The organism is Qipengyuania gaetbuli, assembly GCF_020171365.1.
In the GTDB taxonomy this organism is placed as follows: Bacteria; Pseudomonadota; Alphaproteobacteria; order Sphingomonadales; family Sphingomonadaceae; genus Qipengyuania; species Qipengyuania gaetbuli_B.
The window spans coordinates 2,058,392-2,084,241 of record NZ_JAIUZO010000002.1 but is presented as its reverse complement, the minus strand read 5'-3'; the positions used below and the strand labels follow the sequence as shown (position 1 = coordinate 2,084,241).

Here is a 25,850-nt window from a genome sequence, read left to right as displayed (position 1 = left end):
TTCGATCAGCCTTCGACGGTTTCCGACACCAGCCGGTCGATCAGGCGCACACCGTAGCCCGTGGCGCCCTTGCCCCAGGTCCGGCCCGGCTTGTCCGACCACGCCTTCCCGGCGATGTCGATGTGCGCCCAGGGCGTGTCGTCGGCGATGAAGCGCTGCAGGAACTGTGCCGCCGTGATCGAGCCTGCTCCCTTGCCGCCGATATTCTTCATGTCGGCGATCGGGCTGTCGATCAGCTTGTCGTATGCCTTGCCCAGCGGCATCCGCCACATGGTGTCGCCGGTCGCCTCGCCCGCCTCGATGAGGTCCTTGGCAAGGCTGTCGTCGTTGGAGAACAGGCCGGCATATTCATTGCCGAGCGAGATGATGATCGCGCCGGTCAGCGTGGCGAAATCGACGATGCGGGTCGGTTCGAATTCCTGCTGCGTCCAGTGCAGCGCGTCGGCCAGCACCAGGCGGCCTTCGGCATCGGTGTTAAGCACTTCGATGGTCTGTCCGCTCATCGAGGTGACGACGTCGCCCGGGCGCTGCGCATTGCCGTCGGGCATGTTCTCGACGAGACCCATGACGCCCACAACATTGGCCTTGGCCTTGCGCTTGACGAGGGCGAGCATACCGCCCGCAACCGCGCCGGCGCCGCCCATGTCCCACTTCATGTCTTCCATGCCCGGCCCCGGCTTGATCGAGATACCGCCGGTGTCGAAGGTCACGCCCTTGCCGACGAAGGCGACCGGACGCTCGCCCGGCTCGCCGCCGTTCCAGCGGATGGCGAGGATGCGCGATTCGCGCACCGAGCCCTGGCCGACGCCGAGCAGCGAGCCCATGCCGAGCTCTTCCATCTGCTTTTCATCGAGCACGATCAATTCCGCACCCGTACCCGCAAAGCGCTGCTGGCAGCGTTCGACGAAGGTTTCGGGGTAGATGATATTGGCCGGCTCGGTCACCAGTTCGCGCGTGAATTCGACACCTTCGGCAAGCGCCGTCAGCTCGTTCCATGCCGTGTCGGCATCGTCGGGTGCTCCGACGACGGTGACTTTCTTCAAGGTGACCTTCTGGTCGTCCTTCATCTTCGTGCGATAGATGTCGTAGCGCCAGTTGCGCAGGCGCAGGCCCAGCAGGACATGGCCGACTTCTTCGGCCGAGAGGCGGTTCTCGGTAAAGTCGAGGACCAGTTCCTCGTCCCCGCTGCACTGGTATTTCGCCGCGAGCGCTGCGCCCGCTTTCTCAAGGTTGGCGAGGCGTGCATCGTCCGAAGCCTCGCCCGAACCCGCCAGCGCCAGCCGTGCAGCGCCATCCGCGGCTTCGATGAAACCATCGAAGGTCTGGCCGGTATTGCCCTTGAACCGCGCGGCGTCCGCGCCGGCACGCATTGCAGCGGGAAGCGACGAGGGAAGCTTGCCCTTGTCGACGACATGCGCAATGAGGCGCGCCGCTTGCGGTAGGGTCTGGCTGAACTGGATGTGCATGGAAACTCCCGGAAATCTGTCTGAAGCGGCCCTTTCGCTCGCTGCCGGGCCGCCAAGGATGGCGATTGCGATTAGGCGTGGGCGGTGCGATAGGCAAGCCATGCGCCAGCACCCCCGGACTTCGCGCCCTGCCCTGTTGCACGCCCTGGGGACAGGTGCGGGTCTCGTTGCGCTCATGGCGGCAACGCCGCTGGCTGCGCAGGACGGAGCAGCGACTGGAACCGGCACGGTCGAGGAACCGCAGGGCGAGGCGCCGAGCGACCTCCCGCCGCCGCTCGCCCGCGAGGTAGAGCTGCTTGAGCCGGCCAGCGAGCTCGACCCGCCACCCGGACCCGAATTCAACGAGGCGGGCGAACGGCAGATCGCCTTTGCCTCCGATATCCTGAGCTATGATGCCGACGCGGAAATCGTCACGGCCGAAGGCAATGTGGTGCTGCGTTCTGGCGAACGGTCGGTACGCGCGGACAGCGTCAGCTGGAGCAGGCGCACCGGCGTCATTGTCGCGTCCGGCAACGTCCGCTTCGTTGACGACAACGGCAACCAGCTCTTCGCCGACCAGGTCGAGCTGACCGACGAGTTCGAGGCCGGTGCGCTGGAGAACCTGCTCCTGGCCCTGCGCCAGGGCGGCCGGCTTGCCGCCAATCGCGGGATTCGCGAGACCGACGGCACCATCTCGCTCGAGCAGGCCGCCTATAGCGCCTGCGCAGTGGTATCGCCGGACGGCTGCCCGAAGGAGCCCAGCTGGCGCATCACTGCCGAGCGGGTGATTTACGACCCCGCCGATTCGCAAGTCCGGTTCAGGGGCGCCTACCTCGAACTGTTCGGTGCCCGGCTGCTTCCCCTTCCGGGCCTTGCCATTCGCACCGACGGCGGCGCGGTCAGCGGTTTCCTGGTGCCCGACCTGCGGATTTCGGAAAGCAACGGCGTCGAGGTTTCGGGCAGCTATTACATCCGCTTCGACGACAGCAAGGACCTGACGGTTTCGGGCTATGTCTTCACCGAAGCGCCGCCCATGGTGTCCGCGCAGTGGCGCCACCTCACCGACAAGGGTGCCTACCAGATTACCGGCCATGCCACGCACAGCCGCCGCCTGACCGCTGCCGGAAGCAATGAGTCCTTCGACAGCGAAGCGCGTGGCTACGTCTTTGCCAACGGGACTTTCCAGTTCACCCCGGAATGGAGCCTGACGAGTTCGATCCGGCTCGCCAGTGACCGGACCTTCCTGCGCCGCTACGACATCAGCCGCGACGACCGCCTGCGGTCCATGGTCGAACTGGAGCGGATCGACCGCAACTCCTATTTCTCGCTGGCCGGCTGGGCCACGCAGACGCTGCGGCTGAACCAGGACCAGGGGCAGGTACCGATCGCCCTGCCCGTGCTCGATTACCGGCTGAAGCTCGACGATCCGGTTTTGGGCGGCAATGTCCTGCTGCAGGCCAATACGCTCGCCATCACCCGCGACATCGGACAGGACACGCAGCGCGCCTTTGCCAAGGCGCAATGGGACCTCAGGCGCGTCACCGGCATGGGACAGGTGGTGACAGTTACCGGCATGCTGCGCGGCGATGTCTACCATTCCGACCAGAACGATCTGACCCAGACCGTCTCCTATCGCGGGGATACCGGCTGGCAGGCACGCGGCGTGGCGCTGGGCGCGATCGACGTGCAATGGCCCTTCGTGGGCGAACTTTTCGGCGGAACGCAGGTCTTCACTCCGCGCGTCCAGCTGGTCGCCACACCTCCGATCCGCAACCTTGCCATCCCCAACGAGGATGCACGCGCAATCGACCTGGAAGACTCGAACCTCTTCGCGCTCAACCGCTTCCCCGGGTATGACCGGGTCGAGGACGGCGCGCGCGTGACCTATGGCTTCGACTGGGAGCTGCGCCGCCCCGGCTGGGAGATCAAGACGACGCTCGGCCAGTCTTACCGTCTGGATGCCGACCGCGAGATTTTCCCCGATGGCACAGGCCTGTCAGAACGTGTCAGCGACATCGTGGGCCGCACGGAACTGCGTTTCCGCGATTTCGTGAAGTTCACCCACCGGTTTAGGCTCGACAAGGACAACCTCGCTGTCCGCCGGAACGAACTCGATGCCACGGTCGGGTCCAGCAAGACCTACATGGAAGTCGGCTACCTGCGCCTCAACCGCGACATCACGACGGTGGAAGACCTCCAGGACCGCGAGGAATTGCGCGCGGCTGCCCGCGTCTCGATCGCCAATTACTGGTCGGTCTTCGGATCGGGCGTGTTCAACCTCACCAATCGCGACGAGGACCCGACCCTGTCGAGCGACGGATTCCAGCCGATCCGCACGCGCCTTGGCGTTGCCTACCAGGACGATTGCCTCGAAATGGGCCTGACATGGCGGCGCGATTACGTGTCCGCAGGCGACGCGGAACGAGGCGATACCTTCCAGCTCTATTTCAGCCTCAAGAACCTGGGCTTCAGATAGGCGGTGATCGCTTGGCCGGGCGTGGTTGGCAGCGCGGAGCAAACGCGCTATCCGCGCCCACCAATCAGCTACGGTTAAGCCGCTGTGCGGCAAAGGCCGGAACTACCCGGGCGCGCTGGCCGCGCCGCAACTGGATTTGAGACGCGTGAACGCAAAACTGCTTGCCAAATATTGCGGCGCTGCCGCACCGGTCGCCGCCGCACTTGCCTTCGCTGCCAGCCCGGCAGGACTGCTTGCGCAAGCCAGCGTGACCGCGAACACGCTCGACCTGCCGCAACAGGTCACCATGCTGACCAATCCCGACCCGAACGTCCGCAAGGCGACCGCGGTGGTGAACGGCCACGTCATCACCGGCACCGATCTCGATCAGCGCGTGGCGCTGCTCGTCGATGCGAGCCGGGGCGAGATGTCGCCCGAGGAAATGCAGCGCGTGCGCGCACAGGTCCTGCGCAATCTCATCGACGAGACCCTGCAAATCCAGGCTGCCGAAGCCGAGGACATCAAGATCGAGCAGGCGGAAATCGACCAGACCTACGCCCGTCTCGCCGCGCAGAACGAACGCCCGCTCGCGGAAATGGACAGCTACCTGCGCTCCATCGGCTCCGCGCCGGCCTCGCTCAAGCGCCAGATCCACGGCGAACTCGCCTGGCAGCGCCTGCTGCGCCAGAAGGTCGCTTTCTTCGTGAACGTGTCGGCCGAAGAAGTGAACGAGCTCATGCAGCGCCTCGAAGCCTCGAAGGGCACCGAGGAATACCGCCTTGGCGAAATCTATCTCTCGGCAACGCCTGAAAACCAGGCCGCGGTCGAAGCCAACGCGATGAAGATCGTGGAGCAGCTGCGCCAGGGCGGCAGCTTCGTCGCCTATGCGCGCCAGTTCTCCGAAGCGTCCACCGCTGCCGTTGGCGGCGACCTTGGCTGGATCCGCCTGCCGCAGCTCAAGAATGCACAGCTCGAAGCGGTTGCGCGGGAAATGCAGCCCGGCCAGCTGGTCGGCCCGATTGCCATCCCCGGCGGCTATTCGATTCTCTACCTGATCGAGAAGCGCCAAGTGCTCACCGCCGATCCGCGCGACGCGATGCTGAGCCTGAAGCAGATCCAGATCCAGTTCGACCCGAACGCCACCCAGGCGCAGAACGAAGCCAAGCTGCAGGGTTTCCTGCAGGGCCTCGAAACCATGCGCGGTTGCGGCAGCGCGAACGAGATCGCGGATTCGATCGGTGCCAGCGTGGTCGACAACGACCAGCTGCGTGCCCGCGCGCTTCCCGAGCAACTCCAGCAGCTGATCCTCAACCTCAACATCGGCGAGATGACCCCGCCCTTCGGCGATGCGAAGGACGGTGTGCGCGTGCTCATGCTGTGCGGCCGGGACGATCCGGAAGTGCAGGCAGGGCCGGACTTCGACACGCTGATGCAGCAGATCGAGGACGAGCGTATCAACCGCGCCGCGCAGCGTTACCTGCGCGACCTGCGCAACGACGCCTATATCGAATATAATTGACGCCGGCCCCGCTCCCCCTCGCCGTATCCTTGGGCGACCCTGCGGGGATCGGGCCGGAAATCATCGCCGCAGCCTGGTCTAACCGCCGGGCAGAAGGACTTGCGCCCTTCTTCGTGACGGGCGGTGCAGGCGTGCTTGGTGCCGCAGCGCATTCACGCGGCCTTTCGGTGCCGGTAGAGCGGATCGCGAGGCCGGAATATGCGGCGCAGGTTTTCGACCGGGCGCTGCCTGTGCTCGGGCTTGAGGACGCACCTTTTCGCCCAGGCCAGCCTGACGAAGGCGGCGCGCGCCTTGCCCTGCAGTCGCTGGAGCAGGCGACCGGGCTGGCCCTTCGCGGCGAGGCAGGCGCAGTCGTCACCGCACCGATAGCCAAGGGCGAACTGGCCCGCGTGGGTTTCGACCATCCGGGCCAGACGGAGTATCTTGCCGCCGCCTGCGGGCTCGACCAGCGCGATGCGGTGATGATGCTGGCCGGCCCGAGCCTGCGCGCCGTACCGCTGACCGTCCATTGCGCACTGTCCGAAGTGCCGGATCGGCTGAGCGAGGACCTCATCTGCCACCGCGCGCGCATCGTCCACGCTTCTCTCAAACGCGATTTCGGCATCGAAAACCCGAGGCTGGCGGTCTGCGGCCTCAACCCACACGCAGGCGAGGACGGACGGTTCGGCGACGAGGAACAGCGAATCATCGCGCCGGCCGTCGCCCGCCTGCGCGCCGAAGGGCTCGAAGTGACCGGTCCGCACCCCGGCGATGCACTGTTCACGCCCCGCGCGCGCAAGTCCTATGACGCGGCGCTCGCCATGTATCACGACCAAGCGCTTATCCCGCTCAAGGCGCTCGATTTCGACGAGGGCGTCAATGTGACACTCGGCCTGCCGATCGTGCGCACCAGCCCCGACCATGGCACCGCCTTCGACATCGCGGGCAAGCGCCTGGCCGATCCCGGCGCGATGATCGCAGCGCTGCGGATGGCGGGTGAAATGGCACGCAGGCGCGCCGCGCATGGCTGACCTGCCCCCCTTGCGCGAAGTCATTGCGCGCCACGGCCTTTCCGCATCGAAGGCGTTGGGCCAGAACTTCCTGTTCGACGAGCAATTGCTCGACCGGATCGCGGCCATCCCCGGCGACCTTTCCGGCAAGCAGGTTCTCGAAGTCGGTCCCGGCCCCGGCGGCCTGACCCGCGCCCTCCTGAGAGCCGGAGCGCGCGTCACTGCCATCGAGATGGACCGCCGGTGCCTTCCCGCGCTTGCCGAACTGGGCGAGGCGTTTCCGGGCCAGCTACGCGTCATCGAAGGCGACGCGCTGAAGATCGACCATGCCGAATTGATGGGCGGCGAACCCTTCGCGGTCCTGTCGAACCTGCCCTATAACGTGGGCACCGCGCTGTTCGTGCGCTGGCTCGTTGGCGAGGAATGGCCGCCGCTCTGGACCAGCCTGACGCTGATGTTCCAGCAGGAAGTGGCCCAGCGTATCGTCGCACCAGCAGGCGGTTCGGCCTACGGCCGTCTTGCCGTGCTCGCCCAGTGGCGCGCGGAGGCGAAGATGGCGATGAAGGTCCACCGCAGCGCCTTCACCCCGCCGCCAAAAGTGATGAGCGCCATCGTCCATGTAACGCCCGGCACCATGCCCGAGGGCGTCTCCGCCCGCGTGCTCGAACGGTTGACGGAAGCTGCCTTTGGCCAGCGCCGCAAGATGCTGCGCCAGAGCCTCAAGGGCGTGTCAGGCGCGGTCGAGGCGCTCGAGGCGATCGGCATCGATCCCCAGCGACGGGCAGAAACGCTGTCGGTCGCGGAGTTCGTCGGACTGACGCGCGCGCTGACGAACTAGTCCGCGTCGCGCACGGTGCGGCGGTAAAGGTGCCAGGTCGCGTGCCCAAAAACCGGCAGCAGGACCAACAGGCCCAGAAATGCCGGGATCATCGCAGCCATCAGCGCAATGGCGATAATCGCCGCCCAGATAATCAGCATCGGCCGGTTGGACCGGAATGCGGCAAGACTGGTAATGATCGCCGTCAGGAAATCGACTTCCCGGTCGACCAGCATCGGCAGGCTCATGACCGTCACCGCGTAGAATGCCAGCGCGAGGATTGCGCCGACAAGCGTGCCGACCGCCAGCATCGCCATGCCGGCAGGAGTCGTGAACGCCTCCAGCGATTCCCCGACGCCCGATTCCGCCATGAAGATCGCGAAGATACCGTGGGCGATAATCATCCAGAAGCTGAAGGCCACGAAGACGATGCCGCCCATCATGATGAGCTGTTCATCGCCCTTGCCCCGGATCGCGCCGAGGACGGCGCCCCATTTCACCGGCTCGCCCGCCTCGCGCCTGCGGCTGACTTCGTAGAGGCCGACCGCGGTAAAAGGCGCCACCAGCGGAAATCCGGCAAAGGCGGGAATGAGCCACAGAGGCTCGCCCCACTGGAACAGGGCCACGGCGAGGAACAGGCCCGCGCCTACATAGATGGAGGCGAAGAAGAGGCCATATTGTGGGCAGGCGATGAAGTCCGCGAAGCCGGCTTTCAGGGCCGCCGCGAGATCGGAAAATCCCAGGTTCCTGGCTACCCTGACCGGTGCAATCGGCGCGTCTGTTGTCGCTTCCATGAAGCTCTCTCCCCGCAAACCCCGTTATGCAGGTAGTCTGCTACAGCTTCTCGCCAGCATCAAGTATCGCGCTGTTCGCGCAGCAGGTCCGCCCTTTTCACCATCAGGCGGAGCACTTCCGAATGCTCGGCCAGCGCGGCGATAGTGGTGCTGTAGGCCTGAATCTCGATGCCCTCGACACCTTCCATCCGCAGGCCGTAGTCGCCTTTGCCAATGGTCCACGGGGCTGGTTCGACCGTCATCTCCGCAAACGGCAGGAACAGGTCGCGGCAACCGTATTTGAACGGCGGCATCACCGACAGCGCCAAGCCCTCGTTATAGAGGTCGAAGGTCACGGGCGGGTAGACGCGCGACTTGAGATCGCCCGACAGGTGACCGAAACGGAAGCCCGGCTGCGCGATACGGATCGCGCCCGCTTTCTCGGTGAAGACCGGCTTGCCGATATCGCGCGCAGGATAGAGCGCCTCGAACTCCCGCCAGCGCGAGGTGGTCGCCCGCATGATGAGATAGAGGATGAAGAACATGCCCACGAGGCTGACCGTGCTCACCACGGTCATGTAGATGCTTTCGAGCATGTCCCCCACGGCGCCCCTCCTCTCAGGCGCCTGTTATCGCGCCTTTTTCTCCCGTCGCCAAGCGTGGAGGAGCGGCTCGGTATAGCCGCTCGGCTGTTCGACGCCCTTGAAGATGAGGTCCCTAGCCGCACTGAAGGCCGGACCGTCCTCGTTCTGCAGCAGCGGTTCGTAGAACGGGTCGCCCGCGTTCTGTCCGTCGACCTTGGCGGCCATGCGGCGCAGGCTGTCCATCACCTGCGCTTCGGAGATGACACCGTGAAGCAGCCAGTTGGCGATGTGCTGGCTGGAAATGCGCAGCGTCGCGCGGTCTTCCATCAGGCCGACGTCGTTGATGTCGGGCACCTTGGAACAGCCCACGCCCTGGTCGATCCAGCGCACGACGTAGCCGAGCAGGCCCTGGCAATTGTTGTCCAGTTCCTCGCGGATTTCCGCCTCGGACCAGTTGGTACCCTCTGCCAGCGGAATGGTGAGGAGATCGTCGAGAGCGGGCACGTCGCCCAACCCCTGCTGGATCGCGAACACGTCCTCGCGGTGATAGTGGATCGCGTGGAGCGTCGCTGCAGTCGGGCTCGGCACCCAGGCAGTGTTGGCACCTGCGCGCAGATGGCCGATCTTCTCGATCATCATCTGTCCCATGAGGTCGGGCGCGGCCCACATGCCCTTGCCGATCTGCGCGCGGCCCGACAGCCCGTGACGCAGGCCGATACCGACATTGCGCGCTTCATAGGCCTTAAGCCAGGCGGAGGACTTCATCTCGCCCTTGCGCATCATCGCTCCGGCACGCATCGAGGTGCGGATCTCGTCGCCGGTGCGATCGAGGAAGCCGGTATTGATGAATACGATGCGGTCTTTCACCGCATGGATGCAGGCGGCGAGGTTCGCCGAAGTGCGGCGTTCCTCGTCCATCACCCCGACCTTGATCGTGTGGCGCGGCAGGCCGAGCAAGTCCTCAACCGCGTCGAACAGGTCGTTGGTGAAACCGCATTCCTCCGGCCCGTGCATCTTGGGCTTCACGATGTAGATCGAGCCGCAGCGGCTGTTGCCGTACTTGCCCAGCCCTTCGACATCGTGCGCGCCGATGGCGCTGGTGACGACAGCATCCATGATGCCCTCGGGGATTTCCATGCCGTCCCAGCGCATGGCGGGATTGGTCATCAAATGGCCCACGTTGCGCACGAACATGAGGCTGCGACCGGGCAGCTTGCGCTCCTCGCCATCCGGTCCGGTGTAGACCTTGTCCCCCGACAGCATGCGCGTGAGCGTCCGGCCGCCCTTTTCGAAGCTTTCCGACAGGTCGCCGCGAATGATGCCGAGCCAGTTGGTATAGGCGACGAGCTTGTCCTCTGCATCGACCGCCGCGACCGAATCCTCGCAGTCCGCGATGGTGGTCAGCGCGGCTTCCAGGACGATGTCGGAAATGCCTGCCTTGTCGGTCCTGCCGACCGGGTGGTCACGGTCGAACTGGACCTCGATGTGGAGGCCGTTGCTGCGGAACAGCAGGCCCTTTTCGGTATGCCCGACCCACTGGCTTTCGTCCTTGAGCTTGCCGTCGTGCTCGTTGGCCAGATCGACCCAGCTCTGGTCGACCAGCGGCAGAGCCTCGTCGAGGAAGCTGCGCCCGGCAGCGATCACCGCTACGCCGCGTTCCTCGTCATAGCTGCCAGGCCTGGCGGGCGGCGCATCGAGCACATCGGTACCGTAAAAGGCATCGTAAAGGCTGCCCCAGCGTGCATTCGCGGCGTTGAGCAGGAAGCGGGCGTTGAGGATCGGTACGACCAGCTGCGGCCCTGCCATGGTGGCGATTTCGGGATCGACGTTCTGCGTCCCGATGGCGAACTCGCCCGGTTCGACGACAAGGTAGCCGATCTCGCGCAGGAAGGCCTGATATTCGGCCTGGTCGACCTTCTGGCCGGCACGGTCCTTGTGCCATGCATCGATCTTCGCCTGCAAATCGTCGCGCTTTGCCAGCAGCGCCCGGTTGCGGGGCGCGAATTCGCCGAGCAGCGCGGCAAAACCCTGCCAGAAAGCGCCTGCATCCCGCCCGAGCGGGGCAAGGACATCGGTTTCGATGAAGGTGGCCAGCGCCGGGTCGATCTCGATACCGGCGCGCGTCACGTATTCTGTCATGGAACTCCCTTGGGTATGCATAGCGGCAATGTGGACCCGGGGAGGAGCGAGGTGACCTATGCCGCCAGCGGTTGACGAATGCAAGCCACGGGGTGGACACTGGAAATAGCCCGACTAAGGACGTTGCCGATGAAACCGGATTTTGCCCCGCAAGCCCTGCTCGACGCCGTCGATCGCGACACCATGCTGCGCGAGGTACAGGACTGGGCTGCGATCAATACCGGCACTGCCAATATCGCAGGTCTCGACCGGATGGCAGGCGTGCTCGCCGACGCCTTCAGCGTGCTGCCCGGAGATGTGGAGTTGGTCGATCCGGCCCCGGTCACGGCAATCAGTGCCGAGGGGCGCGAATTCGAAAAACCCCATGGCCGCCACATGGTGCTTCGCGTCCGGCCCGAGGCGGAGCGCCGTTTCGTCCTGACCGGCCACATGGACACGGTCTTTCCAGCCGAACATCCTTTCCAGGAAGTCCGCTGGCTAGACGACGATACCATCAACGGCCCCGGCACGGCGGACATGAAGGGCGGGCTCGACGTCATCCTCCACGCGCTCAAGCTGTTCGAGACGACCGAGGGGGCCGCACGCGTCGGCTACGACGTCATGATCAACTCGGACGAGGAAACCGGCAGCCTCGCCAGCCGCGGACTGATCGAGGAGCTGGCGCGGGGCAAATATGCCGCGCTGACCTACGAACCCTCCGCCCTGCCCGACGGCACGCTGGCCCATGCGCGCGGCGGAACGGGCAATTACTCGATCACCATCACCGGACGCTCCGCCCATGCCGGGCGCAATCCGCACGAAGGACGCAATGCCATCGTCGCCGCGTCGGATCTCGTGCTGCGGATCAAGGCGCTCGAGGCCCGGGACATCACTGTCAATCCGGCCAAGATCGAAGGCGGCAGCGCGAACAATGTCGTACCCGACCTTGCGGTTCTGCGCTTCAATATCCGGCCCAAGTCGACCGATGCCATGAACCGCTTCGACGGCGAGCTTGGCGCCATCCTGCGCATGATTGAGGCCGAGCACGAGGTCGGCGTGCATTGCCACGGTGGCGTCACCCGCCCGCCCAAACCGGTCGACGCGAAAGCGCAAGCCCTGTTCGATCTCGTCAAGGAATGCGGGGCGCAGCTCGGCCAGCAGATCGGCTGGCAGCCGAGCGGCGGCGTGTGCGACGGAAACAATATCGCCGCCACCGGCGTGCCCGTGGTCGACACCATGGGCGTGCGCGGCGGCGCCATCCATTCACCGGACGAATACATGATCGTCCCCTCGCTGAGGGAGCGCGCGGCACTGTCCGCCCTCGTCCTGGCGAAGCTTTCCACCGGAGACCATTTGTGACCTATCGCCTGCGCGCCGCGAAACCCGGCGACCTGGAACATCTCTACGAGATGGCGAAGCTGACCGGTGGCGGGTTTACCAACCTTCCCGCAGACCGCGCGGCGCTGACGCGCAAGCTGGAACGGGCGCAAAAGGCCTTCGATCGCAAGGATGACGCGATCGGCGACGACCAGTTCGTCCTGATCCTCGAAAACACCGAGACGGGCGAAGTGCGCGGCACCTGCCAACTGATGAGCATGGTCGGCCAGCAGTGGCCGTTCTATTCCTATCGCCTCAACACGCTGACCCAGCACAGCCAGGAACTCGACCGGACGGTGCGGGCCGAACTCCTCAGCCTCGTCACCGATCTCGAAGGGTCTTCCGAAGTCGGCGGCTTGTTCCTCCACCCGGCAGCGCGCGCAGGCGGCCTCGGCCTGCTGCTGGCACGTAGCCGCTACCTTTTCGTCGCCATGCACCGCAAACGGTTTGCCGACCGCATCCTTGCCGAACTGCGCGGCGTGATCGACGATCGCGGCGGCTCGCCCTTCTGGGACGGTGTTGCAGGCCGGTTCTTCGGGATGAACTTCCAGGAAGCGGACTATTTCAATGCGATCAACGGCAACCAGTTCATCGCCGACCTGATGCCGAAGCACCCGGTCTATGTCGCTATGCTCAACAGCGAGGCGCGCAAGGTCATCGGCGTGCCGCATCCCACCGGCCGCGCGGCCATGCGGATGCTGGAGAACGAAGGCTTCGCTGCCGAAGGCTACGTCGACATTTTCGACGGCGGCCCGACCATGACTGCCCGCACCGACCAGGTGAAAAGCATCCGCGAGGCCAAGGCGGCCAAGATCGCAGCAGCCACGCTCGAAAAGGGCGAGAAGGCGCTGATCGCCACCGGCCGTCTCGACAGCTTCCGCTGCTGCTACGGCCTGCGCGAATTCGGCGAGGACGGTAGTATCTCGATCGATGCAAAAGCCGCCGAAACGCTCGGCGTCGGCATCGGCGACGAAGTATGGAGCGTGGCACGATGAGCCTGGTCGAGATCAATTTCGACGGCATCGTCGGCCCCTCGCACAATTACGCGGGCCTCAGCCTCGGCAACATCGCCAGCGCCAGCCATGGCGGAGACGTGTCCTATCCGCGCGCCGCGGCGCTGCAGGGTGTCGCCAAGATGCGCGGCAACATGGAGCGCGGCCTTGCACAGGGTTTCCTCCTCCCCCTGCCCCGCCCCAATTTCGGCCTAATCCGCGATCTCGCGATCGACGCATCGGCACCGCGCCAGTTGCTTGCTGCGGCATGGTCGGCATCGAGCATGTGGACGGCCAATGCGGCGACCGTCAGCCCCGCGCCCGACACGGCCGACGGACGCTGCCACCTGACGCCTGCCAATCTCGTGACCATGGCGCACCGTGCGCAGGAATGGCGCGACACCAAGGCCCAGCTCGACATCGCATTCGGTAACCGCGACCATTTCACGGTCCACGACGCGGTACTGCCGACTTTCGGCGACGAAGGCGCGGCGAACCACATGCGCTTCTGCGAAGGGCACGGCAGTGTCGGCGTGGAAGTCTTCGTCTATGGCCGGCAGGGCGGCAAATTCCCGGCAAGGCAGCACGAACAGGCCAGCCGCGCGGTCGCACGCCTCCACGGACTCGACCCCGCAAAATGCGTCTTTATCGAGCAGAACCCCGAAGCGATCGAAGCCGGCGCGTTCCACAATGACGTGGTCTCGGTGGCGAACGAGCGCGTGCTGTTCACGCACGAGCGCGCCTTTACCGACCGCCAGGGCGCCTATGACGCCATCGCAGCCGCTTTCCCTGCGCTGCAGGTGGTTGAAGTGCCCGAAAGCGCGGTCAGCCTCGACGAGGCGATCCGCAGCTACCTCTTCAACGCCCAGCTTCTAACGCTGCCCACGGGCGAGATGGCGCTCGTCATTCCGACCGAGTGCCGTGACAGCGCCAGCGTCTGGGCCTGGTGCGAGAAGATGCTCGCCTCCAACGGTCCAATCCGCCAGGTCATTCCGGTCGATGTGAAACAGTCGATGGCAAACGGCGGCGGCCCGGCCTGCCTGCGCCTGCGCGTCGTGGCCGATCCGGCCACGGTCGACCCGCGCTTCATGCTCGACGAGATGAAAGCCGACCGGATCGAGGCGGTCATTGCCCAAACGTGGCCCGAACAGATCGATCCCGCCGACATCGGCACCGACGCGCTGGCGAAGACTGTTATCGAGGCGCGCGAGGCGCTGCTGACTGTCCTATCCTTGGACACTCTCGCATAAGCGGCCGCTGCAGGGTTAACGCGCTGGACTCGCCTTGTCGGGCGGGCTTACACTCCTCGATGCATTAACCATTGCATCCCGCAGGCCTGCGTTGCTGGCACGGGTTTTGCTGATCGAATGGTTAAGCAAGAGGAGTAGACCGGCCCCATGTGGACCAAGTTCAAACGGCTGTTCGTGATCAAGACGCGCTTCGAAGCGTATCTGATCATCTATGGCCTTGCGCTTGGTGCCATGACGCGCGGTGCGCACTACACGCAGGAGTATCCTGGCGTTGGCGGCTATCTCCTGTTCGCAGCAACCGCCGGTGCCGTCTTCCTTGGGGGCGCGAAGATCCTCGACGCCATCCGCTACGAAACGGAAGCGCGCGAGGCCGCGGAAGCTGATGCTTCCACCACCAACGAATGAAACGGACAGACAGGAAGCTATTCCACCGTCTCGGTTCAGGATTTATCCCTGACACTGTGGCAGGATGGGGCTGCCTCTTGCTAGCAATTCTGGTGATCGCTCCTGCCGGAATGCTCGCGAGCACCACCGAAAGCATCCCGGTGCGGATCGCCGCCATCGCGATTGGAATTGTGACCTTCGTCGCGCTCATGGTGTTCGCGAAAAAGCATAGCTGAGGAAGGTGGGGGTTTCTGTTGCTAGCTACCCCCGGAGCCCCGGAATCCGCTTCTGTTGCCCGGTGGGTCCAACCGCGCTTTAGCTTTGTAAGATCAGGCCGTTAGGCCGTCAGGTTACGCTGCGAGAGCGAGTGCTTCGTTGTCGTTGGCACTTATGTGTTGTGAACAGTTTTACGGGTTACTCAGCCCGGGCAAAAACACCGTCTTTCAGCACACGTCGATCCTGGTTCGGCCCCGTCAGAAACCGCGTGTTTTCCGCGGGTTGTGGTGGAGCCGCCGGGTACTGCCCCCGGGTCCGTTGTACCTATTGCACGGCGCAGTTTATCGCCATAGCCGGCCGAAACCGGCAGGCCCTATATAGCGACGCGAGGCTTAATGTGAAGTGAGCGGCGGGACGAAATCGCTTCGCCCCGCCGCTATGCGTCAGCTGCGCTTCTTCAGCTCGTCCCGGATTTCGGTGAGCAATTCGATCTCGGTCGGACCGGCAGGCGCTTCGTCCTGCTTTTCTTCGAATTCCGCCATCACCTTCTTGGCGTAGCGCACCAGCAGGAAGATGATGAAGGAGAGGATCAGGAAGTTGATGATCGCGGTAATGAAGCTGCCGTAACCGATCATGGCTGCACCCGCTTCCTTGAGGGCGGCATAGTCGGTCATCGAGCCTTCGTATCCTTCCGGCGTGCTCAGCAGGATGAAGTAGTTCGAGAAGTCCGCACCGCCGAAAAGCGCGCCCACGAACGGCATGATGATGTCATCGGTCAGCGAGGCGACGATCGTGCCGAATGCCCCTGCGATAATGACCGCGACGGCCAGGTCGATCACATTGCCCTTGGCAATGAAGTCCTTGAAGTCCTTGAGCATGATTTACAGTCCCTCCCGCGCTGAACCGCTGAAAACCGCAGTTTTCTGCCAGTTGGGCGGCTTTGTCACAAGTCCCTGCAATCCTTGAATGCACAGCATAGCGTGCTATCTATGTAAAACAGTCTTCAGAAGGGGATTCTTCGATGAAACGTCTTGCCGCTTTCCGTGTCGCCCTGGTGGCGGCCTTCGCGATGGCCGTGTCCGCTTGCGGGATCAATTCGGTGCCCACGGCGGAAGAAAACGCCAAGGCGCGCTGGGCCGACGTGCAGAGCGCTTACCAGCGCCGCGCCGACCTCGTCCCGAACCTGGTATCGACCGTTCGCGCCGCGGCCAACTCGGAAGAGGAAATCCTCACCCAGGTGATCGAGGCCCGCGCGCAGGCGACTTCGACAACGATCAATGCCAACGAGCTCGGCGATGCGGAGAAGTTCCGCGCTTTCGAACAGGCGCAGGGCAATCTCGGCAGCGCGCTGTCGCGCCTGATGGTCGTCGTCGAACGCTATCCCGAACTGCAGAGCCAGCAGCGCTTTGCCGACCTGATGGTCGCGCTGGAAGGCACGGAAAACCGGATCGACAACGCCCGCACCCGCTACAACGAAGCGGTGCAAGGCTATAACACAACGATCCGCACCTTCCCCGATATCATCGGCGCGAAGATCATCCACGGTGCAGAGCCGATGGAAACCTTCCAGGCCGATGCTGCGGCGCAGAGCGCTCCCACGGTCGACTTCGGCGACATGGACCCGGCGAACAGCGAAAACTGATCGCTGCGTAGCCAAGCGTGATGCAACGCCTGATCCTCTTCCTTGCACTGGTGCTGGCGGCGCTCGCGTCGCCGGCACTGGCGCAGGACTTCCCTGCGCGGCCCGACGGTCCCGTTTACGATGCGGCCGATCTCCTGCCTGCCGCCGAAGAAGAGGCGCTGGCGGCACGGCTGACCGAATACACCAGTGTCACGGGCAATGCAGTGGTCGTCGCGACCGAGCCGACGACCGGCGGCCGCGATATCGACCTCTATTCGCGCGATCTAGCCGAATACTGGGACATCGGCGGTGCGGAGACAGAGAGAGGCGTCCTCGTCTACATCGCACGTGACGACCGCCAGATGGCAATCAAGACAGCTCGCGGCGTTCAGGGCGTGCTGACCGACATTTCGGCAGGCAGGATCATCCGCGACACCATGCGCCCGGCCTTCCGCGAAGGCGATTTTCCCGGCGGGATCAACGGTGCGGTAGACCAGATCATCGAACGGCTCGCCATGGACCCGGTCGACGCAGCCGCGATAGCCGAAGCGGAAGCCGCATCCGAAGCCCAGCGCGAAACCGAAGGCAGCTTCCCGCTGGGCGGGTTCATCTGGCTGGCCTTCATATTCTTCTTCTTCCTCCTTCCCATGCTGCGCGGCGGACGCAAGGCGCGTCGCTATAGCCGGGGTCCGTGGGGAGATACCGCCCGCGACATTGTCCTCTGGGAAGTTGGCAAGGCCGTCGTGCGCGGGCTGGAAGACGGCGGACGCGGCGGTGGCTGGGGCGGCGGAGGCGGCTTCGGCGGAGGCGGCGGTGGTGGCTTCGGTGGTTTCGGCGGCGGAGGCGGCGGTTTCAATGGCGGCGGCGCCTCGGGGGGCTGGTGATGCGATATCTCGACGAAGCACAGCACCGTATCGTCAGCGAGGCGGTAGCGGGCGCCGAATTGTCCACCAGCGGGGAAATCGTCCCCGTGCTGGCCGAAAGGTCGGATGGCTATACCGATGTCGCGCTGTGGTGGGCCGCGGCGTTTGCTTTCACCGCGATGAGTGTTTTCGCGCTGTTTCCCGATGTTTTCCTCGACCTGCGCAGCGCCATTGCCGGCGCCTGGGCAGCTGAACCGACGCTTGGCGAATCCTTCGCCCTCATAACCGGCTTCGGTCTGGTCATATTCTTCGCGGTACTCGCCCTGCAGCTGATCCAGCCGGTCAAGTTCACCCTTATCCCCTCGCCCGTCAAACGCCAGCGCGTGCGCGACGCCGCGATCAGGCATTTCAAGGTCGGTGCGGAACGGCGGACGCACGGGCGCACGGGCGTCCTCCTCTACCTCTCCATGAGCGAACACCGCGCGGAGATCGTCGCCGACGAAGCGATCGCCGCTATCGTCCCGGCCGAGGTATGGGGCGAGGCCATGGCCGACATGCTCAACGAAATTAAGCAAGGCCGCATCGCCGAAGGCCTTGCGGCAGGCGTGCGCGATGTCGGCGTCGTGCTGGCCGAACATTTCCCTCGCGGCGATGAAGACCTGAACGAATTGCCCGATCGCCTCATCGAGGTATAGGGACGGCCCATGGCCGAAAACATTGAAGTGCCGGGCCGGGACGCGGACGCCGACAAGCCTGAAGAAATCATGTGGCAGGGGCGGTTCGTCACCACGAAGCGCCGCGGACGCTGGGAATATGCCAGCCGGTCCCGCGGCATCCGTGCTGCCGCGATCATCGCCATCGACGACGAGGATCACGTCATTCTCGTCTCGCAATACCGCGTGCCGCTGGGACGCATCTGCCTTGAAATTCCCGCCGGCCTTATCGGTGACGACGAAGGCAAGAGCGGCGAAAGCGCGGAGGCTGCCGCTGGGCGCGAACTGGAAGAGGAAACCGGCTACCGCGCCGCGCGGATGGAGAATTTGGGCGAATTCTATTCCTCGCCCGGCATGGTCAGCGAAAGCTTCACCCTGCTGCGCGCGCACGGCCTCGAGAAAGTCGGCGATGGCGGCGGGACCGACAGCGAGGATATCGTCGTGCACCGCGTTCCGCGTACGGGACTTGCGGAATTCGTTGCCCGCTGGCGCGCGATGGGTCACGGTGTCGACGTAAGGATCGCCATGCTGATGGCATCCGCCGGATTACTCACGGGAGAATAGGAAAATGGCAGGACGGTGTGCGGGCAAGCTGGCCCTGGTGACGGGGGCGGCGCAGGGTCTTGGACGGGCCCATGCCAAGCGGCTGGCGGAAGAAGGCGCGCGGGTCTTGTGCACCGATATCAACGGCAACGGGGCGCAAGCCACCGCTGCCGAAATCGTCGAGGAAATGGGTGCCGGCCATGCCTATGGCATCCAGCACGACGTGACCAATCCCGAGCATTGGGAACGTGCTGTCGAAACGGCCGATGCCGAACTCGGCGGGCTCAATGTGCTGGTCAACAATGCCGGGATCGGCGTGGCGGGCAATATCGAGACTTGCGATTTCGAGGACTGGAAGCGCTGCTTTTCGGTCAATGTGGATTCGATTTTCCACGGCTGCCAGAAGGCCCTGCCCCTGATGCGCGAACACGCGCCGGGGTCGATCATCAACATCTCGTCGATTGCGGGCCTGATCGCCAGCGACACCATGCCGGCCTACAATGCGTCCAAGGCCGCGGTGTGGATGCTGTCGAAATCGATCGCGCTCCACTGCGCCAAGAAGCAGATGCAAATCCGCTGCAATTCGATCCACCCCACATTCGTCGACACGCCGATCCTCGACGGGACGGCGCGGCATTCGGGGCTGGACAAGGATGTGCTGCTGGAAAAACTCGCCCGGCAGATCCCGCTCAAATTCGTTGGCGAGCCGAACGATATCGCCAACGCGGTCGTTTACCTCGCCAGTGACGAGAGCCGTTTCATGACCGGGGCCGAACTCAAGCTGGACGGCGGCATTTCGGCCATGTGACCCGCACGGCGGGCGGGTGGTTGAGGACGCGGAATTGCCCCCGCGTCCTCTGTCAGTCTGCAATCAGCGCGATGCCGAGGTAGACGAGGATGAAGCTGCCGAAGCCGAGCAGCGTACCCAGGACGAAGCCGACGCGAACCAGCGTGGTGTCGATCCCGAAGTAGCGGCCGATGCCGGCGCACACACCCATCAGCTTGCCGTTCTGGCGATCCAGGCGGAAGCTACGGCTTTCGCGGATGGGCTGGTCTTCGCGGAACTTGAGGTCGTTCATGCCAGGGCTCCGGTCGGCGTTGCATTGACGATGGCGGTGGCGAAGAATGCCGCCGAAATCATCAGCGATGCGGCAGCGGCGAAAAGTCGGCCACCAAAGTTTTCACTGTCGAACATTTCTATCGATCCTTGCATTGAAAGTGGGTTGATCAGGCGACGAGGCCAGCGGGCGTTGCCGGGATGATGGCGAAGGCCATGCTCAGAGCCGAAAGGCCGAGGGCGAAGACTGCTGCGAAGGCCTTGCTGCTGTCGAAATCGAAGACGGACATTGTGTAATTCCCTTTTATTCCTGTCGTTTCCCGGACCATCCGGGGGACATGACAAGCATTGCAACGGGCGTGCCAAACTCGAAAAATGGCAGAAATCCGCCATTCTCGTCTTAACAGCGAGCTGACTGGCTGTTCATCAATCCGAAAGGTTGGGAAATTTCACCAACTGTTGGAAATGGCATTTTTCTGGCGGTGAAGGAGCGCGCACGCTAACCCTCGAACAGCCCATGCTCGAGCGCATTTCCCTCACCCATTTCCGCAATCACACGGCCTCTGATCTGCGCGATACCGCGCGTTTCAACCTGCTCATGGGGGAAAACGGCGCGGGCAAGACGAACGTGCTCGAAGCCCTGTCGCTCCTCGCCCCGGGTCGCGGCCTGCGCCGCGCCGCGCTGGCGGAGATGGTGGAGCATTCCGCCATGACCGGCTTCGGCGTCGGGGCGGACCTGATGCAGGACGGCGAGGCAGTCCGGCTCGGCACCTATACCGAAAACGATGCGCCCGGCAGGCGCAAGGTGCGTATCAACGGCTCCGAGAGCACGGCGACCGCGCTCGGCGAATGGCTGGCGCTTACCTGGCTGACACCGGCGATGGACGGCCTGTTCACCGGCCCTGCTGCGGATCGCCGGCGCTTCATGGACCGCATGGCCCTCGCGCTCGATCCCGCCCATGCGAGCCACGCGGCACGCTACGAGGCGGCTTTGCGCGAGCGGAACCGTCTGCTGTCGGACGATCGCACGCCCGATGGCGCGTGGCTCGATGCGATCGAGGCGCAGATGGTCGAGCACGGCGGGCGGCTTGTCCAGGGGCGCCGCCTGCTGGTCGATACACTCATGGCCCGCATCGCGCATATGCCCGCCGAACCCTTTGCGCGCCCTGCCCTGACCTATGCGCCGGGCGGTGCCGACAGCAGCGAAAGCCTGTCGCAAGCCCTGTTCGAGAACCGCGCCCGCGACCGTGCGGCGCAGCGCACCCTGTCGGGCCCGCACCGTGACGAACTGGAAGTCGTCCATGCAGCCAAGCGCGTGCCCGCAGCGCAAAGCTCGACCGGCGAGCAGAAGGCCATGCTGGTCGCCATCACCCTCGCCCATGCCGCCATTGCAGCGCAGGGGCGCGCAGGTGTGCTGCTGCTGGACGAGGTTGCCGCGCATCTCGACCCGGTGCGCCGCGCCGCGCTGTTCGACCAATTGTCCGCCAGCGGCGCGCAGGTCTGGATGACGGGTACCGAACTTGCCCCCTTCGACACCATCGCGGATGAAGCCGCTATCTGGCGTGTCGACGCCGGCGTAATTCGCCGCGCCTAGCCCGCGGGCGGAATGGCCGCCTCGACCTGCTCGACCGTCGCCGCAACCAGCTTGTCGATCCCTTCGTTCGTCGGGTGGATCCGATCGTCCTGGAACAGCGAGGGGTCCTGGTAGATCGTTTCCAGCCAGAAGGGGATCAGCGTCGCGCCATACTGCCTGGCGAGTTCGGGATAGAGCGCATCGAACGCCTGCTGGTATTCCGGGCCGTAGTTCGGCGGCGAACGCATGCCCATCAGCACGACCGGAATGTTCCGCTGCTTCAGTTCGGCCAGCATGCTTTCGAAATTGGCGCGCGTTTCGGCAGGCGAAAGGCCGCGCAGCATATCGTTGCCGCCCAGTTCCAGCAGGACGAGGTCGGGTTTCACCGGCTGGTTGTCGAGCGCGAAGGCGAGGCGTTTGGCACCCGCAGCGCTGGTCTCTCCCGATACGGCCGCATTGGTCACGCGGGCATTGATGCCCCGCTCGCGCAAAGCCCTCTCGAGATCGGCCGGATAGCTGTTTTCGAGGCCGATGCCGTAGCCTGCGAAAAGACTGTCGCCGAACGCGAAGATGTGCCGTTCAGGCCCGGCGACCTCGATAGGGGCTGCAGCTTCCGCGCTCGCTGCGGCTTCGGGCGCGCGCTCGGCCGTATCGGCATCGCTCCCGCAGGCAGCGAGGGCAAGAGCGACGGCGAGCATCGACGAACTACGCAGGACCATCGGCGGACTTCCTTGTGACTTGTGGTGCCTTCTGCCATCGCAGCCGCGTGACGACTTCTCAAGACGCGATTTGCGCCCGTGACCTGCGCCTCACTCTCGGCTCTGCCGAAGCGCCGGTGGAAATCCTCAAGGGGCTCGACCTCACCATCGCCCGCGGCGAGACGGTGGCCCTGCTCGGCCCGTCCGGTTCGGGCAAGAGTTCGCTCATGGCGGTACTCTCCGGCCTGGAACGCGCGACCAGCGGAACGCTGAGCGTTGCGGGGCAGGATTTCGCCGCCCTGGACGAGGACGCGCTGGCCCGCGCCCGGCGCGGCCGCATCGGCATCGTGCTCCAGGCCTTCCACCTGCTGCCCACCATGACCGCCCTCGAAAACGTGGCGACGCCGATGGAGCTTGCCGGAGACACCGATGTGCAGGCCCGCGCCCGTGCGGAATTGGAGGCAGTGGGCCTCGGCCACCGGCTCGACCATTACCCGCAGCAGCTTTCGGGCGGCGAACAGCAGCGCGTGGCCATCGCCCGCGCCATCGCGCCGCGCCCCGACCTGATTTTCGCCGACGAACCGACCGGCAACCTCGATGCCGCAACCGGCCACGAGATCGTGGAGCTGCTGTTCGCCCGGCGCGCCGAAACGGGCGCGACACTGCTCGTCATCACGCACGATCCGGAACTGGCCGACCACTGCGACCGCGTCCTGACGCTCGGTGACGGGCGCATCGCCAGCGACACCGCCGGGAAGACCGCGCGCGCATGAGCTGGGGCACGGCATGGCGGATTGCCCGGCGTGACCTCAACGCGCGCTTCAAGGGCCTGCGCCTGCTGCTGGTGTGCATCTTCCTCGGCACGGCGGCGCTTGCCGCCATCGGCACGCTGACCGCCGCGATCGAACGCGAACTGGCTGCAAACGGCCAGCAATTCCTTGGCGGCGACCTGCAGATCGAGTTGTGGCAACGCTCGCTCAATGACGAGGAACGCGCCGCGCTGGAGGAACTGGGCACGGTATCCGCCGGCACCCGCCTGCAGGCCATGGCCCGCAAGGACGACATTGCCGCGCCAATCGAGCTGAAGGCGGTCGATGCGCGCTATCCGCTCTACGGCTCGCTGGTGCTGGACGGGGGCAGGACTGTAGGCGCGCCCGAGGGGAACGAAGCCTACCTTGCCCCCGGCGCCGCCGACCGGCTCGGCGTCGCGGCAGGCGATACCATCCTGATCGGTACCGAGACCTTGCAGGTCGCGGGCATCATCGAGGACGAGCCCGACCGCCTTGGCGAAGGCTTCCAGCTCGGCCCGACAATCATCGTTGCCGAAGACCTGCCGGAGCGCGCAGGTCTGCTTGCGCCCGGCTCCATGTACCAGAGCAAGACGCGCGTCGCCTTCGGCGGCCAGCGCGACCTCGAGGCCACCGAGGAAGCACTGAAGGCGCGTTTCCCAGAGGCCGGTTTCGACATCGACACGGCCGATCGCGCAGCGCCAGGAACCGACCGGTTCGTCAGCCGCATGAGCGAATTCCTCACGCTCGTCGGGCTGGCCGCGCTGGTGATCGCCGGGATCGGCATCGGCGGGGGCGTTTCATCCTATCTCGATGCGCGCCGCCAATCGGTCGCCACGCTCAAGATCCTCGGCGCGACCAGCAGCGACATCGCGCGCATCTATGCCTTGCAGATTCTGGCCGCCGCCGCGGTGGGAAGCCTTGCGGGCCTCGCGGTCGGGGTTGCTGCCGTGCCGCTGCTGGCGACCGCGCTGGAAGGTCTGCTTCCAGTCGACACGGGGTTTGTATTCGATGCTGGCGCGCTGCTTCTCGCGGCCAGCTACGGCCTGCTGGTGGCCTTGGTATTTGCAGCGCCGCCGCTGATGCGGGCGCGGCATTTTCCCGCCATGGAGCTCATGCGCGCCCGCGTGGCTCCCTTGGCCCGTGACAAGTCCGCACTGCTGGTCGTGCTGGCAGGACTTGCGGCAATCGTCGGCCTTGCGCTCATCACGGCGCAGCAGCCGATGTTATCGGGCGGCTTCCTTGCCGGTGCTGCCGTTGTCCTCGGCCTGCTTGCCGCACTCGGCTGGACGATCCGGGCCGTCGCCGCCGCCCTGCCCCGCCCGGCGAGCCCCGTGGCACGCGCGGCGCTGGCCAATATCCATCGCCCGGGCTCAAGCACCGGCGCGCTGGTCACCGCCCTCGGCTTCGGACTGGCAGCCTTTGTCCTCTTGGCGGCGGTACAGAGCGCGATCGATGGCAATATCGAGAAGCGCGTTCCGGCGCAGGCGCCCGACTATTTCGTGCTCGACATCCCGCGCGAGAGCGAGGCGCTGTTCCACGCTCTGGTCCACGAGACGGACCCGGATGCGAAGATCCGCACCGTTCCTGCCCTGCGCGGAGCCGTCCTCGCCTTCGGGGCGAAGGACAAGATGACCCGCACGGCCACACTTGAGGAAATTCCCGACGGTGCCTGGGCGCTGCGCGGAGAACGCGGCCTGACCTATTCGGACACGGTGCCGGACGGCAATTCGGTGACGGACGGCGAATGGTGGGGCCAGATGTACGACGGCGAGCCGCTGGTATCCATCGACGAGGAATTCGCCGAAGCTGCCGGGCTGAAGATCGGCGACCGGATCACCTTCGGCGTCCTCGGAGCCGAGATCCAGACCCGCATCGCCAGCACGCGCCGGATCGACTGGGAAAGCATGGGCTTCAACTATGTTTTCGTGCTCAGTCCCAATGCGCTGCGCGACACGCCGCACAATCTTGCCGCAACGGTGGAACTGACCAAGAGTAAGGCGACCGGCCCGCTGCTCCAGTCACTCGTGCGCACCTTTCCTTCGAGTTCGGTGATCGAGGTCGGCGGCGTATTGCAACAGGCGCGCACGATCCTCGAACAAGTCGGCCTTGCGACCCTTGCCGCTGCCAGCGTGGCCGTGCTGGCGGGGCTCGCAGTGCTTCTCGGTGCAATTGCCGCCGCCCGTGCCGCGCGCACTTACGATACGGTCGTACTACGCGTGCTGGGGGCCGACCGGCGGCAGATCCTGACGATGCAGCTGGCCGAATACGCTTTTCTTGCAGGTGCGCTGGCGATCGTTGCGCTCGGCCTCGGGACACTCACCGCCTGGCTGGTAGTCACGCAGCTGTTCGAATTCGACTGGCTGCCTGATTGGGGCGAAGTATTCGGAGTGCTCGGCCTTGGCCTCGCTGTTGTGCTGGGCTTTGCCTTGGGGGGCTCGCTACCGCTGTTGCGAGCCAAGCCCGCCCAGGCCCTGCGCGCGCTCTAACCTTCGCGAATGCGTGCCGCCGGAAGCGGCATGGTGTCCAACTGGTCGTCCGCAAAGCGAGGCAACTGGTCCCGTCCCTTGGGATCGGGCCCCCACTTGTTTCCATAAGGCTCGCTATCCTTGATGAAGAGCCACAAGAGGATCAGCACGCCAACGTATGGCAGAAACACGACCAGATAGGCCCACCAGGTCCGCCCGGTATCGTGCAAACGCCGGATCGATAGCGGCAGGTGGACGGCTGCGAAGAACAGCAGCAGGGGCCGGGACAGCATGTTGAAGAACCGGTGCCCGTCCGGACTGAGTGTCACGGGGTCTTGCGGTCCGGCAGCATTCGATGGGTCGGGCACCTGCCCCTCGGCAAGGGGAAACAGGACCTCGGCAAGCGTGTAAAGCGCAGCCCATGCAAGGACCATTGCGAGCGTAAACAACCAGAATTCGCGCCTGCGCGAGCGGCCCCGGTAATCCGTGATCCGTCGAAGCGGCAGTAGCGCCCAGTGCAGCATCGCGCCGATCCTTTCCGCCAATCACGATAGCCACATTGAAGCAAAGAAAAAGGGGGCCGCGAGAGCCCCCTTCCCCTTTGTTC

The 25,850-nt window shown here is 65.0% G+C and carries 27 protein-coding genes and 1 other RNA gene; 17 read left to right on the top strand and 11 right to left on the bottom strand.

What is annotated here, in order from left to right; genetic code table 11:
- Positions 1 to 5 precede the first annotated feature (5 nt).
- Positions 6 to 1,466 carry a leucyl aminopeptidase gene (locus LCL94_RS10790; protein ID WP_224832202.1) on the bottom strand — a complete coding sequence of 487 codons (1,461 nt, stop codon included), beginning with the start codon at positions 1,464 to 1,466 and terminating at the stop codon, positions 6 to 8.
- 100 nt (positions 1,467 to 1,566) lie between these two features.
- Here LCL94_RS10790 and LCL94_RS10785 point away from each other — a divergent pair, with 100 nt between their 5' ends.
- From LCL94_RS10785 to rsmA, 4 genes are all read left to right on the top strand, one after another.
- A complete protein-coding gene (locus LCL94_RS10785; protein WP_224832201.1) occupies positions 1,567 to 3,921 on the top strand; it encodes an LPS-assembly protein LptD in 2,355 nt (784 codons plus the stop codon).
- Positions 3,922 to 4,066: 145 nt separating this feature from the next.
- Positions 4,067 to 5,419 (top strand): peptidylprolyl isomerase, encoded by a 1,353-nt coding sequence (locus LCL94_RS10780; protein ID WP_224832200.1) that lies wholly within the window; start codon positions 4,067 to 4,069, stop codon positions 5,417 to 5,419.
- 29 nt (positions 5,420 to 5,448) lie between these two features.
- The gene (gene pdxA / locus LCL94_RS10775) at positions 5,449 to 6,429 is read left to right on the top strand and encodes a 4-hydroxythreonine-4-phosphate dehydrogenase PdxA (RefSeq protein WP_412070778.1); all 981 of its coding nucleotides are present in this window, start codon (positions 5,449 to 5,451) and stop codon (positions 6,427 to 6,429) included.
- Positions 6,422 to 7,246 carry a 16S rRNA (adenine(1518)-N(6)/adenine(1519)-N(6))-dimethyltransferase RsmA gene (rsmA, locus tag LCL94_RS10770; protein ID WP_224832198.1) on the top strand — a complete coding sequence of 275 codons (825 nt, stop codon included), beginning with the start codon at positions 6,422 to 6,424 and terminating at the stop codon, positions 7,244 to 7,246. The genes pdxA and rsmA overlap by 8 nt, the downstream gene beginning before the upstream one ends.
- Here the strand turns inward: rsmA and LCL94_RS10765 are convergent.
- The 3 genes from LCL94_RS10765 to LCL94_RS10755 are packed head-to-tail and all read right to left on the bottom strand — an operon-like array spanning position 7,243 to position 10,721.
- Positions 7,243 to 8,019 (bottom strand): DUF2189 domain-containing protein, encoded by a 777-nt coding sequence (locus tag LCL94_RS10765; RefSeq protein ID WP_224832197.1) that lies wholly within the window; start codon positions 8,017 to 8,019, stop codon positions 7,243 to 7,245. The genes rsmA and LCL94_RS10765 overlap by 4 nt on opposite strands.
- A 59-nt stretch (positions 8,020 to 8,078) precedes the next feature.
- Entirely contained in the window at positions 8,079 to 8,603 is a 525-nt protein-coding gene (locus tag LCL94_RS10760) for a hypothetical protein (RefSeq protein WP_224832196.1), read from the bottom strand.
- A 24-nt stretch (positions 8,604 to 8,627) separates the two neighbouring features.
- The gene (locus tag LCL94_RS10755; RefSeq protein ID WP_224832195.1) at positions 8,628 to 10,721 is read right to left on the bottom strand and encodes a malate synthase G; all 2,094 of its coding nucleotides are present in this window, start codon (positions 10,719 to 10,721) and stop codon (positions 8,628 to 8,630) included.
- Between the two features lie 129 nt (positions 10,722 to 10,850).
- On the opposite strand from LCL94_RS10755, the gene LCL94_RS10750 reads away from it, so the two are divergent.
- The 5 genes from LCL94_RS10750 (at position 10,851) to LCL94_RS13440 (ending at position 14,939) form a co-directional block, all read left to right on the top strand.
- Positions 10,851 to 12,059, top strand: a complete 1,209-nt coding sequence (locus LCL94_RS10750; protein WP_224832194.1) for a hydrolase — start codon at positions 10,851 to 10,853, stop codon at positions 12,057 to 12,059.
- Complete coding sequence (locus LCL94_RS10745; protein ID WP_224832193.1) at positions 12,056 to 13,072, top strand: arginine N-succinyltransferase; 1,017 nt, start codon at positions 12,056 to 12,058, stop codon at positions 13,070 to 13,072. The genes LCL94_RS10750 and LCL94_RS10745 overlap by 4 nt, the downstream gene beginning before the upstream one ends.
- Entirely contained in the window at positions 13,069 to 14,319 is a 1,251-nt protein-coding gene (locus tag LCL94_RS10740) for an N-succinylarginine dihydrolase (RefSeq protein WP_224832192.1), read from the top strand. The genes LCL94_RS10745 and LCL94_RS10740 overlap by 4 nt, the downstream gene beginning before the upstream one ends.
- A gap of 147 nt (positions 14,320 to 14,466) precedes the next feature.
- Positions 14,467 to 14,724, top strand: coding sequence for a hypothetical protein (locus tag LCL94_RS10735; RefSeq protein WP_224832191.1), 258 nt, complete (start codon positions 14,467 to 14,469; stop codon positions 14,722 to 14,724).
- 92 nt (positions 14,725 to 14,816) lie between these two features.
- A complete protein-coding gene (locus LCL94_RS13440) occupies positions 14,817 to 14,939 on the top strand; it encodes a hypothetical protein (protein WP_263611777.1) in 123 nt (40 codons plus the stop codon).
- A 40-nt stretch (positions 14,940 to 14,979) separates the two neighbouring features.
- Here the strand turns inward: LCL94_RS13440 and ssrA are convergent.
- Positions 14,980 to 15,325: a transfer-messenger RNA gene (gene ssrA, locus LCL94_RS10730) on the bottom strand.
- A gap of 37 nt (positions 15,326 to 15,362) precedes the next feature.
- On the bottom strand, positions 15,363 to 15,797 hold the full coding sequence (mscL, locus tag LCL94_RS10725; protein WP_224832190.1) for a large conductance mechanosensitive channel protein MscL: 435 nt from the start codon (positions 15,795 to 15,797) through the stop codon (positions 15,363 to 15,365).
- Positions 15,798 to 15,940: 143 nt separating this feature from the next.
- On the opposite strand from mscL, the gene LCL94_RS10720 reads away from it, so the two are divergent.
- Genes LCL94_RS10720 through LCL94_RS10700 form a run of 5 tightly spaced genes read left to right on the top strand, consistent with a single transcriptional unit; the run spans position 15,941 to position 19,467 of the window.
- The gene (locus LCL94_RS10720) at positions 15,941 to 16,561 is read left to right on the top strand and encodes a LemA family protein (RefSeq protein ID WP_160606320.1); all 621 of its coding nucleotides are present in this window, start codon (positions 15,941 to 15,943) and stop codon (positions 16,559 to 16,561) included.
- Positions 16,562 to 16,581: 20 nt separating this feature from the next.
- Positions 16,582 to 17,424, top strand: a complete 843-nt coding sequence (locus LCL94_RS10715; RefSeq protein ID WP_224832189.1) for a TPM domain-containing protein — start codon at positions 16,582 to 16,584, stop codon at positions 17,422 to 17,424.
- Positions 17,424 to 18,098 (top strand): TPM domain-containing protein, encoded by a 675-nt coding sequence (locus LCL94_RS10710; protein WP_224832188.1) that lies wholly within the window; start codon positions 17,424 to 17,426, stop codon positions 18,096 to 18,098. The genes LCL94_RS10715 and LCL94_RS10710 overlap by 1 nt, the downstream gene beginning before the upstream one ends.
- A 9-nt stretch (positions 18,099 to 18,107) precedes the next feature.
- Entirely contained in the window at positions 18,108 to 18,680 is a 573-nt protein-coding gene (locus tag LCL94_RS10705) for an NUDIX hydrolase (RefSeq protein ID WP_224832187.1), read from the top strand.
- A gap of 4 nt (positions 18,681 to 18,684) precedes the next feature.
- The gene (locus LCL94_RS10700; protein ID WP_224832186.1) at positions 18,685 to 19,467 is read left to right on the top strand and encodes an SDR family oxidoreductase; all 783 of its coding nucleotides are present in this window, start codon (positions 18,685 to 18,687) and stop codon (positions 19,465 to 19,467) included.
- 52 nt (positions 19,468 to 19,519) lie between these two features.
- On the opposite strand, the gene LCL94_RS10695 is transcribed toward LCL94_RS10700, so the two are convergent.
- The 3 genes from LCL94_RS10695 to LCL94_RS10685 are packed head-to-tail and all read right to left on the bottom strand — an operon-like array spanning position 19,520 to position 20,006.
- Positions 19,520 to 19,738: a PspC domain-containing protein gene (locus tag LCL94_RS10695; RefSeq protein WP_160606315.1), complete on the bottom strand. Its 219-nt coding sequence runs from the start codon at positions 19,736 to 19,738 to the stop codon at positions 19,520 to 19,522.
- Entirely contained in the window at positions 19,735 to 19,854 is a 120-nt protein-coding gene (locus LCL94_RS10690) for a recombination protein F (protein WP_160606314.1), read from the bottom strand. The genes LCL94_RS10695 and LCL94_RS10690 overlap by 4 nt, the downstream gene beginning before the upstream one ends.
- A gap of 32 nt (positions 19,855 to 19,886) precedes the next feature.
- A complete protein-coding gene (locus LCL94_RS10685) occupies positions 19,887 to 20,006 on the bottom strand; it encodes a recombination protein F (RefSeq protein WP_160606313.1) in 120 nt (39 codons plus the stop codon).
- Positions 20,007 to 20,233: 227 nt separating this feature from the next.
- On the opposite strand from LCL94_RS10685, the gene recF reads away from it, so the two are divergent.
- On the top strand, positions 20,234 to 21,310 hold the full coding sequence (recF, locus tag LCL94_RS10680) for a DNA replication/repair protein RecF (RefSeq protein ID WP_224832185.1): 1,077 nt from the start codon (positions 20,234 to 20,236) through the stop codon (positions 21,308 to 21,310).
- Here recF and LCL94_RS10675 read toward each other — a convergent pair.
- A complete protein-coding gene (locus LCL94_RS10675) occupies positions 21,307 to 22,008 on the bottom strand; it encodes an arylesterase (protein WP_224832184.1) in 702 nt (233 codons plus the stop codon). The genes recF and LCL94_RS10675 overlap by 4 nt on opposite strands.
- A gap of 47 nt (positions 22,009 to 22,055) precedes the next feature.
- Here LCL94_RS10675 and LCL94_RS10670 point away from each other — a divergent pair, with 47 nt between their 5' ends.
- Positions 22,056 to 22,760: an ABC transporter ATP-binding protein gene (locus LCL94_RS10670; protein ID WP_224832183.1), complete on the top strand. Its 705-nt coding sequence runs from the start codon at positions 22,056 to 22,058 to the stop codon at positions 22,758 to 22,760.
- Positions 22,757 to 25,264, top strand: coding sequence for an ABC transporter permease (locus tag LCL94_RS10665; protein ID WP_224832182.1), 2,508 nt, complete (start codon positions 22,757 to 22,759; stop codon positions 25,262 to 25,264). The genes LCL94_RS10670 and LCL94_RS10665 overlap by 4 nt, the downstream gene beginning before the upstream one ends.
- Here the strand turns inward: LCL94_RS10665 and LCL94_RS10660 are convergent.
- Complete coding sequence (locus tag LCL94_RS10660; protein ID WP_224832181.1) at positions 25,261 to 25,767, bottom strand: DUF805 domain-containing protein; 507 nt, start codon at positions 25,765 to 25,767, stop codon at positions 25,261 to 25,263. The two genes, LCL94_RS10665 and LCL94_RS10660, sit on opposite strands and share 4 nt — an antisense overlap.
- Positions 25,768 to 25,850 lie beyond the last annotated feature (83 nt).